The sequence below is a fragment of the Duganella radicis genome (assembly GCF_009720825.1).
GTDB lineage: Bacteria > Pseudomonadota > Gammaproteobacteria > Burkholderiales > Burkholderiaceae_D > Rugamonas > Rugamonas radicis.
On record NZ_WNKY01000041.1, the window covers coordinates 40,837 to 56,886 of the forward strand.

The 16,050-nt window shown below is 63.7% G+C and carries 16 protein-coding genes; 6 read left to right on the forward strand and 10 right to left on the reverse strand.

Going from position 1 to position 16,050, the window contains the following annotated elements; genetic code table 11:
* Positions 1–142: 142 nt before the first annotated feature.
* Entirely contained in the window at positions 143–793 is a 651-nt protein-coding gene (locus tag GM676_RS24925; RefSeq protein ID WP_155466909.1) for a CoA transferase subunit B, read from the reverse strand.
* 14 nt (positions 794–807) lie between these two features.
* Entirely contained in the window at positions 808–1,515 is a 708-nt protein-coding gene (locus GM676_RS24930; RefSeq protein ID WP_155466910.1) for a CoA transferase subunit A, read from the reverse strand.
* A 127-nt stretch (positions 1,516–1,642) separates the two neighbouring features.
* On the opposite strand from GM676_RS24930, the gene GM676_RS24935 reads away from it, so the two are divergent.
* Positions 1,643–2,203 (forward strand): LuxR C-terminal-related transcriptional regulator, encoded by a 561-nt coding sequence (locus GM676_RS24935; protein ID WP_155466911.1) that lies wholly within the window; start codon positions 1,643–1,645, stop codon positions 2,201–2,203.
* A 28-nt stretch (positions 2,204–2,231) separates the two neighbouring features.
* On the opposite strand, the gene GM676_RS24940 is transcribed toward GM676_RS24935, so the two are convergent.
* Positions 2,232–3,008 carry an SDR family oxidoreductase gene (locus GM676_RS24940; protein ID WP_371866363.1) on the reverse strand — a complete coding sequence of 259 codons (777 nt, stop codon included), beginning with the start codon at positions 3,006–3,008 and terminating at the stop codon, positions 2,232–2,234.
* Positions 3,009–3,173: 165 nt separating this feature from the next.
* On the opposite strand from GM676_RS24940, the gene GM676_RS24945 reads away from it, so the two are divergent.
* The 3 genes from GM676_RS24945 (at position 3,174) to GM676_RS24955 (ending at position 7,099) form a co-directional block, all read left to right on the forward strand.
* Entirely contained in the window at positions 3,174–4,850 is a 1,677-nt protein-coding gene (locus GM676_RS24945) for an electron transfer flavoprotein-ubiquinone oxidoreductase (RefSeq protein ID WP_211923287.1), read from the forward strand.
* 266 nt (positions 4,851–5,116) lie between these two features.
* A complete protein-coding gene (locus GM676_RS24950) occupies positions 5,117–6,019 on the forward strand; it encodes a flagellin N-terminal helical domain-containing protein (RefSeq protein WP_155466912.1) in 903 nt (300 codons plus the stop codon).
* A 105-nt stretch (positions 6,020–6,124) separates the two neighbouring features.
* A complete protein-coding gene (locus tag GM676_RS24955; RefSeq protein WP_155466913.1) occupies positions 6,125–7,099 on the forward strand; it encodes a hypothetical protein in 975 nt (324 codons plus the stop codon).
* Between the two features lie 101 nt (positions 7,100–7,200).
* Here GM676_RS24955 and GM676_RS24960 read toward each other — a convergent pair whose 3' ends face one another.
* Genes GM676_RS24960 through GM676_RS24990 form a run of 7 tightly spaced genes read right to left on the reverse strand, consistent with a single transcriptional unit; the run spans position 7,201 to position 13,529 of the window.
* Positions 7,201–9,270 (reverse strand): flagellar biosynthesis protein FlhA, encoded by a 2,070-nt coding sequence (locus GM676_RS24960; RefSeq protein WP_155466925.1) that lies wholly within the window; start codon positions 9,268–9,270, stop codon positions 7,201–7,203.
* A 17-nt stretch (positions 9,271–9,287) separates the two neighbouring features.
* A complete protein-coding gene (locus GM676_RS24965; RefSeq protein WP_155466914.1) occupies positions 9,288–10,421 on the reverse strand; it encodes an EscU/YscU/HrcU family type III secretion system export apparatus switch protein in 1,134 nt (377 codons plus the stop codon).
* A complete protein-coding gene (gene fliR, locus GM676_RS24970; RefSeq protein ID WP_155466915.1) occupies positions 10,414–11,196 on the reverse strand; it encodes a flagellar biosynthetic protein FliR in 783 nt (260 codons plus the stop codon). The genes GM676_RS24965 and fliR overlap by 8 nt, the downstream gene beginning before the upstream one ends.
* A gap of 19 nt (positions 11,197–11,215) precedes the next feature.
* The gene (gene fliQ / locus GM676_RS24975) at positions 11,216–11,488 is read right to left on the reverse strand and encodes a flagellar biosynthesis protein FliQ (protein WP_155466916.1); all 273 of its coding nucleotides are present in this window, start codon (positions 11,486–11,488) and stop codon (positions 11,216–11,218) included.
* 12 nt (positions 11,489–11,500) lie between these two features.
* Positions 11,501–12,265 (reverse strand): flagellar type III secretion system pore protein FliP, encoded by a 765-nt coding sequence (gene fliP / locus GM676_RS24980; RefSeq protein ID WP_155466917.1) that lies wholly within the window; start codon positions 12,263–12,265, stop codon positions 11,501–11,503.
* Entirely contained in the window at positions 12,262–12,633 is a 372-nt protein-coding gene (locus GM676_RS24985; protein ID WP_211923288.1) for a FliM/FliN family flagellar motor switch protein, read from the reverse strand. Before GM676_RS24985 ends, fliP begins: the two co-directional genes overlap by 4 nt.
* 2 nt (positions 12,634–12,635) lie before the next feature.
* Entirely contained in the window at positions 12,636–13,529 is an 894-nt protein-coding gene (locus tag GM676_RS24990; protein WP_155466919.1) for a FliM/FliN family flagellar motor switch protein, read from the reverse strand.
* A 567-nt stretch (positions 13,530–14,096) separates the two neighbouring features.
* On the opposite strand from GM676_RS24990, the gene fliE reads away from it, so the two are divergent.
* A complete protein-coding gene (gene fliE / locus GM676_RS24995) occupies positions 14,097–14,450 on the forward strand; it encodes a flagellar hook-basal body complex protein FliE (RefSeq protein WP_155466920.1) in 354 nt (117 codons plus the stop codon).
* 21 nt (positions 14,451–14,471) lie between these two features.
* The coding region (gene fliF / locus GM676_RS25000) for a flagellar basal-body MS-ring/collar protein FliF (protein WP_371866364.1) at positions 14,472–16,050 on the forward strand (1,579 nt) is incomplete at its 3' end.

The window sequence follows — 16,050 nt, forward strand, 5'->3', positions numbered from 1 at the left end:
TGATAATTTTATTGTCAATATTTCCCTGTAGTATTCTGCTTAATTTAATGTAGGACTTTACTGACAGAGGCGGGAGTGCTTACCGGTCGCACAAAATAAAAACGGCACGCCGCAGCGTGCCGTTTTTATTCCAATATATGGCTCAGAGCGCCGAGAAGTCCAGCTTGACGCCGGTGGCGGCCTGGATCTGGTCCTTGCTCACGCCCGGCGCCAGTTCGGTCACTTTCAGGCCGGCCTCGGTCACTTCCATCACGCCGAGGTCGGTGATCACCAGATCGACCACGCCGACGCCAGTCAGCGGCAGATCGCATTTCGGCAGCAGCTTGTGCGAGGTCGAGCCATCCTTGGCGGTGGCCACATGCTCCATCAGCACCACCACTTTCTTCACGCCGGCCACCAGGTCCATGGCGCCGCCCATGCCCTTGACCATTTTGCCCGGGATCATCCAGTTGGCCAGATCGCCCTTTTCCGACACCTGCATGGCGCCCAGGATGGCCAGGTTGATTTTGCCGCCGCGGATCATGCCGAAAGAATCGGCCGAGCTGAAGTACGCCGCGCCCGGCAGCGCGGTGACGGTCTGCTTGCCGGCGTTGATCAGGTCGGCGTCGATTTCCGCTTCGGTCGGGAACGGGCCGATGCCCAGCAAACCGTTTTCCGATTGCAGGAACACTTCAATGCCCGAAGGGACGTAGTTGGCCACCAGGGTCGGCAAGCCGATGCCGAGGTTGACGTAGAAACCGTCTTGCAGTTCCTTGGCCGCGCGCGCGGCCATTTCATCACGAGTCCATGCCATGATTCTGTTCTCCGTTATTCTTGGTTGGCGGCGCGGATGGTGCGCTGCTCGATGCGTTTTTCCGGCGTGGCGTTGACCACGATGCGATGCACGAAGATGCTCGGCAGGTGCACTTGGTCCGGGTCGATCTCGCCGGTCTCCACCAGCTGCTCGACTTCGACGATGCAGACCTTGCCGGCCATGGCGGCGTTCGGGTTGAAGTTGCGCGCGGTCTTGCGGAACACCAGGTTGCCAGCCTTGTCGGCCTTCCAGGCCTTGACCAGCGCCACGTCGGCCACCAGGCTGCGCTCCATCACGTACTGTTCGCCGTCGAATTCGCGGATTTCCTTGCCGTCGGCGACGATGGTGCCGACGCCGGTCTTGGTGAAGAAGGCCGGGATGCCGGCGCCGCCGGCGCGCAGCTTCTCGGCCAGCGTGCCTTGCGGGGTGAATTCCAGCTCCAGCTCGCCGGCCAGGTACTGGCGCGCGAATTCCTTGTTCTCGCCCACGTAGGAAGCGATCATCTTCTTGATCTGGCGGGTTTCCAGCAACTGGCCGAGGCCGAAGCCGTCAACGCCGGCGTTGTTGGAGATGGCGGTCAGGCCGGTGACGCCGGAATCGCGCAGCGCGCCGATCAGCGCCTCCGGGATGCCGCACAGGCCGAAGCCCCCAACGGCAATGGTTTGACCGTTCTGGACGACGCCGGCCAGGGCAGTGGCGGCGTCCGGATAGATTTTATTCATAAGTGTCCCTTTATGATGTATGTTGCATGTGCATAGCCAACGTTGTTAAATGCGTTAGCTAAGCGGCGATCCAGCATAGAATACGCACATTAAAAGTTCAATACCGTAGAAATACCTGCCAGAACCTATGAGCGTTCAGCCTGCCATTGATTACGAATCCATTTTCCTGCATGCGCCGGTGGGCATGTGCATCTCCGAAAACCGCATCATCCAGTCGTCCAACGAAGCGCTGGCCAGCATGTTCGGCTACACCCGCGCCGAGCTGGACGGCCTGTCGTTCCGCGCGCTGTATCCGACCATGGACGAGTTCCTGCGCACCGGCGACCGCATCATCCCCATCATGAACGCCCGTGGCCGCTACTCGGACGAGCGCATCATGCGCCGCGCCAATGGCGAGCTGTTCTGGTGCCATGTGACCGGCCACGCCATGCTGTCCAGCGCGCCGCTCGGTCCCGGCATCTGGACCTTCGAGGACGTCAGCGAAAAGCGGCCGGTGACGGCCGAGCTGACGCCGCGCGAACGCGAAATCGCCGCCCTGCTGGTGGAAGGCAAGACCAGCAAGACCATCGCCCGCCAGGTCGACCTCAGCCCGCGCACGGTGGAAATGCACCGCGCCAAGCTGATGCGCAAATTCTCGGCCGCCACCTCGTCCGAGCTGGTGCACAAGCTGGTCGGCGTGCAGCTCTGACCGCCGTCCCGCCTGCGCCGGCACGACCTTACATCGCGGTCATGCCATCGTCGGCGCTGATGATGGCGCCGTTGATGAAGTTGGAATCCTCGCCGGCCAGCAGCAACAGCAGGCCATCCAGATCTTCCGGCTTGCCCGGGCGCTTGCGCGGCAGCATCTCGATCAGGCGCTGGCCCTGTTCGCTGGCGAAGTAGTCCTCGTTGATCTCGGTCGAAATATAGCCGGGGCAGATGGCGTTGGTGTTGATGCCGTACTTGCCCCACTCCACCGCCATGGCCTTGGTCATCTGCACCACGCCGGCCTTGCTCATGCAGTACACGCCGATCTGCGGCAGCACCCGCAGGCCGGCCACCGAGGCGATGTTGATGATGCGGTGCTTCTTGCTGGGATCGCCCTTGGCGCGCGCGATCATGCGCTTGGCGGTTTGCTGGGCGACGAAAAACGCGCCGCGCAGATTGGTGTCCATCACGAAGGCGTAGTCCTCCGGCGTGACGTCGGCCAGGCGCTGGGTGGTCGACACCCCCGAATTATTCACCAGGATGTCGATCGGCCCGGCCTCGGTCTCGGCGTGGGCGATGGCGGACTTGATGCTGGCGTAGTCGGTCACGTCCAGGCTGACCACATGGGCGGCGCCGCCGTCGGCCTCGATTTCGGCGCGCAGCTCCTTCAGGCGCTCGGTGCGACGCGAGGCCAGCACCACTTGCGCCCCCGCCTGGGCCAGCACTTTGGCAAACCGGGCTCCCAGACCGCTGGAGGCGCCGGTGATCAGCGCAATTTTTCCCTCAAAGTTGACTTCAATGCCCACGGACGACTCCCTAGTGTTGGTGATTAAATGTAATGATTACACAAATTCCCAGTATTAGATTGCGGTGTCTAATAATGTCGCGGAAAATGGCGTCAATCCAAACAAAAAAGAAGCACGTTCGTGCTAAAATTTTCTCATTCCTCACCATCACTATAACAACAGACTATGACTCAGCCACAAAACCTCGTAGAACAGTATGGCCCGCGCGACGCGATGGAGTATGACGTCGTGATCGTCGGCGGCGGCCCCGCAGGCTTGTCGGCAGCGATCAAGATCAAGCAACTGGCGGCCGAAAAAGGCCAGGAAGTGTCCGTCGTCGTGCTGGAAAAAGGCGGCGAGCTGGGCGCCCACACCCTGTCCGGCGCCGTGATGGACCCGCGCGCCCTGACCGAACTGATCCCTGACTGGAAAGAAAAAGGCGCGCCGCTGAACACCGCCGTCAGCGAAGACCGCGTGCTGTTCCTGACCGAAACCAAGGCTTACAAGACCCCTAACCTGCTGCTGCCGAAGTGCTTTGAAAACCACGGCAACTATGTGATTTCGCTGGGTAATGTGGTGCGCTGGCTGGGCCAGCAGGCCGAGGCGCTGGGCGTGGAAATCTTCCCCGGCTTCGCCGCCGCCGAAGTGCTGTACAACGACGACGGCTCGGTCAAGGGCGTGGCCACCGGCAATATGGGCGTCAAGCGCGACGGCGAAGCCGGTCCGGACTTCCAGCTCGGCATGGAACTGCACGGCAAGTACACCCTGTTCGCCGAGGGCGCGCGCGGCCACCTGGGCAAGCAGCTGATCGCCAAATACGACCTGGCCAAGGGCAAGGATCCGCAGTCGTACGGCATCGGTATCAAAGAATTGTGGGAAATCGATCCGGCCAAGCACCAGCCCGGCCTGGTGATCCACACCACCGGCTGGCCGCTGGACAGCAAGACCTACGGCGGCTCCTTCCTATATCACCTGGAAAACAACCAGGTGGTGGTCGGCTACGTGGTCGGCCTGAACTACGAGAATCCTTACCTGTCGCCGTACGAGGAATTCCAGCGCTACAAGACCCACCCGGAAATCCGCACCTTCTTCGAAGGCGCCAAGCGCATTTCCTACGGCGCGCGCGCGATTGCCGCCGGCGGCCTGCAATGCCTGCCGAAGCTGGTCTTCCCGGGCGGCGCGCTGATCGGCTGCGACGCCGGCTTCCTGAACATGAGCCGCATCAAGGGTTCGCACGCCGCCATCAAGTCCGGCATGCTGGCCGCCGAATCGGTGTTCGCGGCGCTGGGCGCCGGCCGCCAGGGCGACGAGCTGGCCACCTACCCGGTGGCGTTTGAACAATCGTGGCTGCACGAAGAGCTGCACGTGGCGCGCAACGTCAAGCCGTGGCTGAACAAGGGCCTGTACCTGGGCTCGGTCATGGCCGGCATCGACCAGCTCGTGTTCCGCGGCAAGGCGCCATGGACCCTGCACCACGCGCACGCCGACCACGAATGCCTGAAGCCGGCTTCGCAGTTCAGCCCGATCACCTACCCCAAGCCGGATGGCAAGCTGACCTTCGACCGCCTGTCGTCGGTGTTCATCTCGAACACCAACCACGCGGAAGACCAGCCTATCCACCTGACCTTGAAGAACCCGAGCGTGCCGGTGGACGTCAACCTGGCCCAGTACGCGGGGCCGGAGGCGCGCTACTGCCCGGCCGGCGTGTATGAATTCGTCAAGACCGACGAAGGCGCCGACCGCCTGCAAATCAACGCCCAGAACTGCGTGCATTGCAAAACCTGCGATATCAAGGACCCGACCCAGAATATCGTCTGGATCACGCCGGAAGGCGGCGGCGGCCCGAATTATCCGAATATGTAAAAAAGCAACACTTCCAGAACAGCGCGGCGCATGACCGCGCTGTTTTTCTTTTGGCGCCCGGCAGGAAATCTTGCTCCAGCCCGCTAATCGGACCATAATCGGCGGATGGAAAACGGCGCCAGGCCGTGCGTTCTGGACCCGGTTACAAATTTTTTTATAAATTTCCACCAAGCATTTAATGTCCTTCCAGATACGGTCGTCTTGTACTTGGGAGAGCACAAAGGATCCGTTGCTCCGAACTGAATCCACCTACCAGGAGTTATTTCATGCTGAGCCTTCACACCAATTCTGCGGCCCTTTCCGCACAGAACTCGATCGGTCGCACCCAGTCGGCACTGTCGACTTCGCAGACCCGCCTGAGCACCGGCTTCCGTGTCAATTCGGCCATGGACGACGCTGCGGGCCTGCAAATCGCTTCCCGCCTGAAAGCGCAAACCAGCGGCATGGCCATGGCCATGCGCAACACCCAGAACTCGATCTCGATGCTGCAAACCGCCGAAGGCGCGTTTGACGAAGTGACCACCATGCTGACCCGCATGAAAGATCTGGCCACCCAGGCAGCCGACGCCTCGTCGACCGCTAAAGACCAGGCCGCCCTGCAATCGGAATACGACGCGCTGGGTAACGAGCTGAACAACATCATGAAAAACTCGACCTTCGGCGGCGCCAAGCTGCTGGACGGCGGCACCATCGGTTCGTCGATGACCTTCCAGATCGGCGCCACCGCGAGCGAAAAAATGACCGTCGACCTGAGCACCGCGATGACCGCGCTGACCACCGGCCTGGGTTCGGTCACCGCCAAGTACGCCGCTCCAGGCGCCACCATCGGCACCGAAATTTCGGACGGTACCGACGGTACCGCGTCGGCCAGCAACGCCGCCGGCCAGACCGCCGCCAACACCTCGATCGACACCATCGCCACCGCCATCGACCTGGTCGGCGCCGTGCGTTCGTCGCTGGGTGCAGCCGCCAACCGTCTGGACCACGTGTACAACAACCTGTCGAACATCTCGACCAACACCAAGGCCGCTACCGGCCGCATCATGGACACCGACTTCGCCGCTGAATCGTCGAACATGACCTCGGCTCAGATGCTGCTGCAAGCCGGCACCGCGATGCTGAAACAGTCGAACAGCACCTCGTCGCTGGTTATGTCCCTGTTGCAGTAATCGTAGTACTATCCGGATATGTCAACATATCCGGATTACTAAAAGGGCCAACCGGAGCTTTTCGGTTGGCTTTTTTTATACCAGTAATTCTAGAAAGCGAGCCTGATGGCTGTAGATCGTATCGGACCCTCAATACGCCCGCTCGGCGTCCCGGACCGGCCGCAAGCGCAGCCCGGCCAGGTCACGCGCGTGCCCGGCAGCGAAGGCCCGCTCGATCTCGACTTCCCGGTCGGCCCGCTCGGCCCCAGCGGCCCGAACAGCACCAGCGGTCCCAACTCGGTGGGCGCCATCCTCGATGGCCCGGACCAGCAGACAGCGCCGCCGCCCTCGCACGCCGAAGCGCTGGCCGCCGCCCTGGGCGAGATGCCGGACGCCGGCGATCCCGCCGCCATGCGGCCGAACCAGGTGTTTTTATCGCGCCAGATGATCTGGCAGCCACCCGACACCAACGCCATGGCCGCCTCGTGGCAGGTGATGGTGCGCACTTACGGCGAGCAGCGCGCGGCCTGGCTGGAGCAAGCCACCGGCCAGCACCTGCCGTCCAGCCTGTTCATGACCGACCACGGCGCCGCGTCGATGCGCGACGGCCGCCCGCCCGGCACGCCGCTGGTGACGGAGATGGAGCCGTGGCGCTTTGCCGTCTACGCCTGGGGCGCGGAGCGGCTGGTGCTGAAGGTGGTGGTCAAGGACGACGACGAATACGACCGCAACCGCCGCCGCCGCACCCGCGTGGCCTTGCGGCTGGAGCTGATGCTGCCGGGCGTGGGCCGGGTGGTGATCCAGATGGAGCCGGCCAGCGGCAATGGCGTGGTGCTGGAGGTGGGCGCGGCGCAGACCGCGGCCATGCAGCACATGCGCGACCAACTGCCGCAGCTGGCGGCGGTGGTCAGCCGTTCCGGCCTGACCATCCTGCGCTGCCGCCTGCGCCGCGAACTGCCGGCCTCGACCGGCGAACATTCCTACCCGAGCCGCCTGCACACGGCGGCGCTGACCCAGGCGCTGTTCCGCGCCATGGCGGAAGTGGCGGTGCTGCTGTCGCAGCCCGCCATCGGCGACGACCTGTTCTCCGCTTCGGCATAACCTCCGTCATAAAATCCGGGGTCAGGTCCTCCATTTCTACACGGCCTCGACCGTGTAACGGATCAGCCCGTGTAGAAATGGAGGACCTGACCCCGGAGTTGTTAGCCGACGGTGCCGATGATGCTGACTTCGCGGTTTTCCGGAATTTCGTTGTAGGACAGCACGTGCAGGCCCGGCGCGAACAGGCGCGCGTAGCGCGCCAGCAGCGGCCGGATCTGCGGCAGCACCAGCAGCAGCGGCGGCGTGGCCTGCTGCTTCATCTGCTCGCGCGCCACCGGCATGTTCACTTGCAGCTGCGCCAGCAGGTGCGGATCGATCGGGTAGTTGTCCAGCACCACCTTGCCGCTCTGGCGCGCCTGGTTCAACGACCCCAGCAGCATGTTCTCCAGGTCGCCGCCCAGGTTGAAGGCCTGCATCTCGGTCTTCTGGCCGAACAGGCTGGTGACGATCTGGCGCCGCAAGGCGCAGCGCACCTCGGCCGCCAGCAGGATCGGGTCCTTGGTGGTTTCCGAGCTGTCCACCAGCGTGGTGGCGATCGGCACGATGTCCTTCAGCGAGACGTTTTCCGCCAGCAGCACGCGGAACACGCGCAGCATTTGCGTGTGGGTCAGCGCCTTGTCCAGCGCCGACGCCAGTTTCGGCGCGATCGCGGTCAGGCGCTCCATCATGGCCGGCACGTCCTCGTGGCGGAACAGTTCCGGCAGGTATTCGCGGATCAGCTTGGACAGGTGGGTGGCGATGGCGCTTGGCGTTTCCACCACCTGGTAGCCCAGCCCCAGCGCGTTGGCTTTCTCGCTGGTCTCGATCCAGGTCACCGGCATGCCATAGGCCGGCTCGATGCCGGGGATGCCGTCGATCTGGCCGTACACATTGGGCGACGGAATGGCCATCAGGCGGTCGGCAAACACTTCCGCCTGCGCCACCACGCTGCCCGACAAAATCACCGAATACTGGGTCGGCTTGAGACCGAGGTCGTCGCGCACCATGATCGGCGGCAGCAGCAGGCCCATCGATTCCGACAGGCTCTGGCGCACGCCCTTGACCCGCTTGCTGAGCGGCTCGCCATGGGCCTTGTCGATCAGCGTCACCAGCTTGTAGCCGACGGCGATTTGCAGCGGCTGCACGGCCGGCAGGCTGTACCAGTCGAGGTCGGGCGCGCGCTCGTCGCGCAAGGCCGCCTCGATGGCGTCGAGGTTGTTGGTCTCGGGCTTTTGCACCCGGTTCAGCAGTTTCCAGCCCACGTAGGCCAGCACCAGCGCGAACGGACCGAACATTTGCCACGGCATGCCCGGCACCAGCGCCAGCACGATCATCATGCCGGCCGCGCTGAACATCACCTGCGGCGAGGTCAGCACCTGGCTGCCCACCTGCTGTTCGAAGTCGCCCGAATCCGAGATACGGGTCACCAGGATGGCGGCCGCGGCCGACAGCAGCAGCGCCGGGATCTGCGCCACCAGGCCGTCACCGATGGTCAGCAGCGCGTACTGCTTGAAGGCGGCGCCAAACGACATGTCCTGCATCAGCGCGCCGATCGCCACGCCGCCGACCATGTTGATGATCAGGATCAGGATCGAGGCCACGGCGTCGCCGCGCACGAATTTGGAGGCGCCGTCCATGGCGCCGTAGAAGTCGGCTTCCGAGGCCACTTCCAGGCGGCGCTGCTGGGCCTTCTCCTGATTGATCAGGCCGGCGTTGAGGTCGGCGTCGATCGCCATCTGCTTGCCGGGCAGCGCATCCAGCGTGAAGCGCGCCGAGACCTCGGAGATCCGCTCCGCGCCCTTGGTCACCACCATGAAGTTGATGATCATCAGGATCACGAACACCACGATGCCGACCACGTAGTTACCGCCCACCACCACGTTGCCGAAGGCCTCGATCACGTGACCGGCGGCGGCCGTGCCCTCATGGCCGTGCAGCAGCACCACGCGGGTCGAGGCCACGTTCAGCGTCAGGCGCAGCATGGTGGTGGCCAGCAGGACGGTCGGGAACACCGAGAAGTCCAGCGGCCGGCGCACCGACACCGAGCCCAGGATCACGATCAGCGCCAGCACGATATTGAACGTGAACATCACGTCCAGCAGTATCGGCGGCAGCGGCAGCATGATCATGGCCAGGATGATCAGCAAGAATGCCGGCGTGGCAAACTTGTGGCGACGTATCTCCGCCAGCATCGTCTGTATGAAATTCACTACTTAACCTCGCTCATGGATGTGGGCACAACAACTTCTTTTGGACGCTCCGGCTCGGCGCCGCGCCGTCCGGTACGGAATGCTTGCAGCTGCAACACGTAGTTCAGCACCTGCGACACCGCCTGGTACAGCTGCACCGGGATCTGCTGGTTGACCTGGCTGGTGTTGTAGATGGCGCGCGCCAACGGCGGCAGCTCCATTATCTCGATCTTGAATTCCCTGGCCAGCTGGCGGATGTACAGCGCCATCTCGTCCACGCCCTTGGCCACCACGTACGGCGCCTCCGCCTTGCTGAGGTCGTACTTGAGCGCGACCGCGTAGTGCTCCGGGTTGACGATCACCACGTCGGCGCTGGGCACGGTCTTGCGCGCGCTGCGCCGCGCCAGCGCCCGCTGCAACTGGCGGATGCGGCTTTTCACCTCGGGCCGGCCCTCGGTCGACTTGTGCTCTTCCTTCAGATCCTGCTTGGACATGCGCTGGTTGCGGGCGAAGAACCAGGCCTGCGCCGGCACGTCGATCAGGGCGAAGATGACGAACACCGCCACCATCGCCATCAGGCCGTCCAGCATCAGGTTGGAGCCGCTCAGCATGGCCTGGCCGATCGGCATCATCTGCAATTTGGTGTAGTCCGGCACGCTGGCGCGGGCCACGTGGATCAGCACCGCGATCAGCACGCCGGCCTTGCCGATCGAGACCGCCAGCTCGAACGCGTGCTTGCCGCTGAACAGGCGGCCCAGGTTGGCCATCGGACTCATGCGCGACAGCTTGGGTTCCCAGTGCGTGGTCGAGACCACCCAGCCGCCCGGCACCATGGCGCCCAGCATGATGAACAACGGCACCACGAACAGCGGCAGCACCATCTTGATCAGCAGCCACATCGCGCTGCCGAACACGGTGGACATGGCGTTGTCGATGGCGCCGTCGCCGTCCAGCGGGGCGAAGCTCTGGTGGAACAGCTCGTTGAATTCCATCAGGTAGCCGGGCAGCAGGTAGACGAACAACTTCAGGCTGACCAGGATGCCGATCGCGGTCGACAGGTCGCGCGAGCGCACCACCTGCCCTTCCTGGCGCGATTTCTTCAGCTTCTGCTGTGAAGCCTTTTCTGTTTTATCGCCGGTGCTCTCGTCAGCCATGGGCCGCCACCTGCATCTGCTGGCGTATCAGCTCCAGCACCATATTGGTCATGCGCACATAGTGCTCGGGGATGAAGCGCACCACCTGCGCCAGCATCAGCAGGCCGAAGATGGTGATCACGGCAAAGCCCAGCGCAAACAGGTTGAGGCTGGGCGCCACGCGGTTGAGGAAGCCAAAGCCCAGTTGCACCACCATGGTGGAGAACACCACCGGGATGGCCAGCAGCATGGCGGCCGAGAAGATCCAGGCGACATTGTAGGCCACCGCCTCCAGCAAGTGGTTGCCGAAGCCGCTGCCCAGCGGCCAGGCCTTGAAGCTCTGGCCGATCACGTTGGCGATCACCAGGTGGCCGTCGATGGCGAAGAACACGATGATGGCCAGGGTCGACAGCAGCGCCGAGGTGACATCGGAAGACTGCCCGTTCAGCGGGTCGTTCATCACCGCCATCGACAAGCCCATCTGCGACGACACCATGAAGCCCAGCACGCCGATCACCGACATGGCGAAGTGGAAGGCCAGCCCCAGCACGAAGCCGATCAAGGCCTGCTCGATGGTGGCCACCACGCCGTGCAGCGAAAACGGATTGATCGGCGGATGGCCGCCGGCCAGCGGCATCATGATGACGGCCAGCACCAGCGCGATCAGGATGCGCACCGTGGTCGGCGTCACCGCCTCGCCCAGCACCGGCGCGCCGATGAACATCGCCAGGATGCGGCAGAACGGCCACCACAAGGCGGTCAGGAACGGCAGCAGTTGGGCGAGGACGGATTCCATGGGGCGCGTGCGCGGCGGGCTAGCCGACCAGGGTGGCGGCGCGGGTGAAGATGGACACGCAGAAGTCCATCAGCAGGGTCGACATCCAGCGCCCGGTCAGGATGATGGCCAGCAGCGTGATGAGCAGCCTCGGCAGGAAGCTCAGGGTCTGTTCGTTGATCTGGGTGGCGGCCTGGAACAGCGCCACCAGCAGGCCGGTGACCAGGCCGGGCACGACCAGGATCACCACCAGCAGCATGACGATGTGCAGCGACTCGACCACCAGGTCGACGGCGATTTCAGGAGTCAGCATAGGCGCCCCTTCTCAGTAGGCCTGCACGCTGGTCACCAGCGTGTTCACGGTCAGGGTCCAGCCGTCCACCAGCACGAACAGCAGCAGCTTGAACGGCAGCGAAATCACCAGCGGCGACAGCATCATCATGCCCATGGCCATCAGCACCGACGACACCACCAGGTCGATCACCAGGAAGGGAATGAACAGCATGCAGCCGATCTGGAACGCGGTCTTGAGCTCCGACAGCACGAACGCCGCCAGCTTGACGGTGAAGGCGTGCTGCGACGGCTCGGTGATCTTGTCCTCGCCGGCCAGGTGGGCGATCTGCTGCAGGGCGGCCTTGCTGGTCTGCGCCAGCATGAAGCGCGACACCGGCTTCTCGGCGATTTGCAGCGCGGTCTCCAGGCCGATCTTGTCTTGGTCGTAGGGTACGAAGGCGTTGCTCCAGATCTCGTTGCCGATCGGCCGCATCACCAGCAGGGTCAGGATCAGCGCCACCCCGGTGATCACCCGGTTCGGCAAGCCCTGCTGCAAGCCCAGCGCCTGGCGCAGCAGCGACAGCACGATCACGAAGCGGGTAAAGCTGGTCATCATCATGACCATCACCGGGAGCAAGCCCAGCAGGGTCATGATGATCAGGATTTGCATCTTGACCGTCAGCTCGGTCTTGGCTCCCGGCACCACATTGGCCAGCAGGTCGACCGCCTGGGCCGGCATGGCGCACAAGCCCAGGCCCAGCAAGGCGGCGACCGGCGCCATCGCCCGCAGGCGACGCGCATTCAGACACCGGATCATGGAGTCATCATGTCCAGATTCAGACCGTCGAGGTCGATCACTTTGAGGCCGTAATTCTCGCCCGCCACCACCACTTCGGCGCGGCCGATGGCGGTGCCGTTGACCTTGATGATCAGCGGCTCGCCGGCCAGCACGTCCAGTTCCACCACGCTGTCCGGACCGATGTTCATCAGGTCTTGCAGCGAGATACGGGCCGACCCCACTTCCAGCGTCAAGGTCACCGGGATCTTGCGCATCATGGCTGGCAGGTCGCGGCGCGGGGTCGCGGCCGGGAGGTCGGTCAGCTCGTTGCCGGGCTGGTCGATGATCATCTCTTCCGACAGATCTTCCAGCAGGGCGTCGCTAGGATTGGCTACGTTCATGTTCATCATTATTCTGCGTCTTCAAAAGAGGTTAAACAGAGTTTGCCTTTGTGCTCGGTGACCGCGGCCGTAAACAGGCGCGAATCTTCGAGCAGGACGTCCGCTCTGGCCAGGCTGATCGGGATGACATCGCCCACCTGCAAATCGTACAAGCTGCCCAGCGTGACTTCCTTGCTGGCCAGGCGGCCCACCAGGCCGACCTGCAAACGCTGCGCCAGCGGCGACACGGCCTTCGGCTTCTTGCCGGCGTCGCGGTCGCGCAGCAGGCCGCGCAGCACGCTGGCCATCAAATGCTTGTCCAGCGCGAACCAGAACTGGCCGGTGGCGCCGCCGGCGGTCTCGGCCACGCTGACCGTGATCACCCAGGTGCCCTTGGGCGGGTGCGAGCCAGGCGCCGGCTTGAATTCGGCGTCGGCCGCCTCGGGCGCCTCGCCTTCGGCCGGGGCCGGCTTCTCGATGGCGGGCAGGTTGAGTTCGATACGGCCGGCCAGGGTGCCGGCCAGCTGTTGCCCCAGCACCACAGCCAGCCGCTCCTCGGTGGCGGTCACGCGCACCGCGTTCTCGTCCAGCGGGGCGGCGTCGGCCTTGGTCTCGGTCTTGGCGCCGCTGCCATAGCGGTAGTTGAGCACGCTGAGCAGCACCTTGCGCTCCAGCGAAAAGGCGATCTGGCCGGCCGGCGCGGCAAAACTGAGCCAGCGGCTGCGGATCTCGTTGCCTTCCAGACGGCTGAACGCCACGTCCTGCACCGTGAAGCCGCCCCAGTAACGGCGGTTCATGTTCAGGCGCATGGACTGCGCCAGATCGTCGCGCAACTGGGCCGCGAAAATAGGCAGCAGATGCACCGGACGGCCCAGCAGGCTGGGGTCCAGCACTTGATGTTGCGTCTGTTTTGTCGTTGTCATGTATTGGCCATGGCGGTTAATTCTTTCCCACTCCAGCATCATCGCACTATCCAGCTAAAAACTGGTTACTTCCAGCGCAATTTTTTTATCGTCACTTGAAGCGGGACGCTCTCGCCCACAGCATACATCAAAATTCACATTATTGCTAATATACAATATTTGGCCGCTTAAATTGACCCAGGGCAAATATCCCTTTACAAGAATATTGCTAGCCAGTAAGCTTAAGGCACTTGAACAGTAGTTTCGGCCACATCAACAAACGGCGCTTAGTAAATGATTTATAACGACATTTGCCTGGATAAAATTGTGTCTTCCGCCCGCCCGGAGCCGGCGCCACGTTTTATCCGGCACAAATGATTCGCGCCGCTCCAGCCTATTGCCATCCCACGTTAGCGCTCCCTTACACTATCTTTCTTACAAGACTGTGACATGGCGCAACGGATGTGTAGCACGATTGGTATAGCGCACCACAAATCTGCCACATGGGCTTGCTGCTTTCGGGCAATCTCGCTATGGTAGTCATCTGAGTCCAAGCAGTAAAAAAAACGGGGAAAAACAGGGGGTAGCATGAGCAACGGATTCTCCAGCCTGATACAGGCCGATCTGGCGGCGCTGACCGGCGCCGCGCAAAACATGGCGAACAGCAGCGCGCAGACCATCGCCGCCGCCAACCAGTACGGGGCGCACGACGCCCAGCCCGCCTTCTCCTTTGCCCAGTCCATGCAGAGCGCCATCGACAAGGTCAACACCCAGGACGTGGAAGCCGGCCAGAAGATGGCCGACGTCGACTCCGGCAAGAGCGACGACCTGGTCGGCGCCATGCTGTCCAGCCAGGAAGCCAGCCTGTCCTTCTCGATGTTGATGCAAGTGCGCAACAAGGTGATGGGCGGCCTCGACGAACTTATCAAATTACCGCTGTAAGCCTCTGCGAAAGCACTCAACGTGATCAACACCATCAAGTCCGCCTTCGAGCGCTGGCGTGCGAACCCGGCTGCCCCGACCATTTCGCCCAATCTGCTCAAGACCCTGTATCCGCTGCTGCTGCTGGCCATCGGCCTGACCGCGCTGGTGCTGATGTACATGTGGAGCAACCAGTCCAGCTACAAGCCGGTATTTGGCGCGCGCGAGAAAGTCTCGGCGCCGGACATGATGACCGTGCTCGACGGCGACCACATCCCCTACCGCATCCACCCGGAAAGCGGCCAGGTGCTGGTGCCCGACTCCATGCTGGGCAAGGTGCGCATGCTGCTGGCCGCCAAGGGCGTGACCGCGCAACTGCCGGCCGGGCTGGAGCTGATGGACAAGAACGACCCGCTGGGCGTGTCGCAATTCGTGCAGGACGTGCGCTTCCGCCGCGGCCTGGAAGGCGAGCTGGCGCAATCGATCATGACGCTGGACGCCATCTCGCACGCGCGCGTGCACCTGTCGATCGCCAAGTCGACCTCTTTCGTGTCCGCGGACGGCGACAAGTCGTCGGCCTCGGTGGTGGTGCAGCTGAAACCGGGCCGCACGCTGGAGCCGGAGGCGATCGCCGCCGTGGTCAACATGGTGGCCGGCTCGGTGGCCAGCCTGGCGCCGGCGCGCGTCAGCCTGGTGGACCAGGCCGGCAACCTGCTGTCCTCGCACATCGACCTGGCCGACGGCTTTGACGGCGGCGCCACCAGCAACGACGCCAGCAAGCGCTATTCGGACGAGGTGAAAGCCAACATCAAGGGCCTGCTGGGTCCGGTCATCGGCGACGACAACTACCGCATGTCGGTGGCGGCCGCGGTCGACAACGACCGGGTCGAGGAGACCGTCGAGAAATACGGCGCCGATCCGAAAGTCACCAGCGAAGCCATGCGCGAGGAGCAGGACCGCAACCGCATGGTGATGGGCGTGCCGGGCACCCTGTCCAACCGTCCGCCGCCGGCGGCCGCCAATCCGGCCGCCGCCAACCAGCAGACCGCCGGCGGCGCCACCGACCCGAACACCGCGCCGGCCGACGGCACCGCGCGCAAGAACGCCACCACCCGCCAGTACGCCTACGACCGCAGCATCACCCAGACCAAGCGCAGCCGTGGCCGCCTGGAGAAGCTGAGCGTGGCCGTGGTGCTGGCCCAGGCCGCCGCGCCCACCCCGAAAACCGGCTGGAGCGCCGCCGAAATCGCCAACATCGACAAAGTCCTGCGCAACGGCCTGGGCATCAACGCCGAGCGCGGCGACCAGCTGGTGGTGTCGGCCATGAACTTCCCGCGCAAGGCCGCGCCGGTGCAATGGTGGGAAGAGCGCGACAACATTGTCGACATCAGCAAGTACGCCATCTACGCCGTGGCCGCCCTGCTCGGCTACCTGTTGCTGCTGCGTCCGATCATGCGCCTGATCACCATGCGCTTCACGCCGGACCCGAAGGAAGCCCAGCGCATCGCCGCCGAGCGCCGCGCCGCCGAGCAGGCCGCCGTGGCCGCCGCCAAGGAAGCCAAGGAAGCGGCCGCCAAGGAACAGGCCGCGCTGGCCGGCACCGCCACGCCGGGCGCGGCGG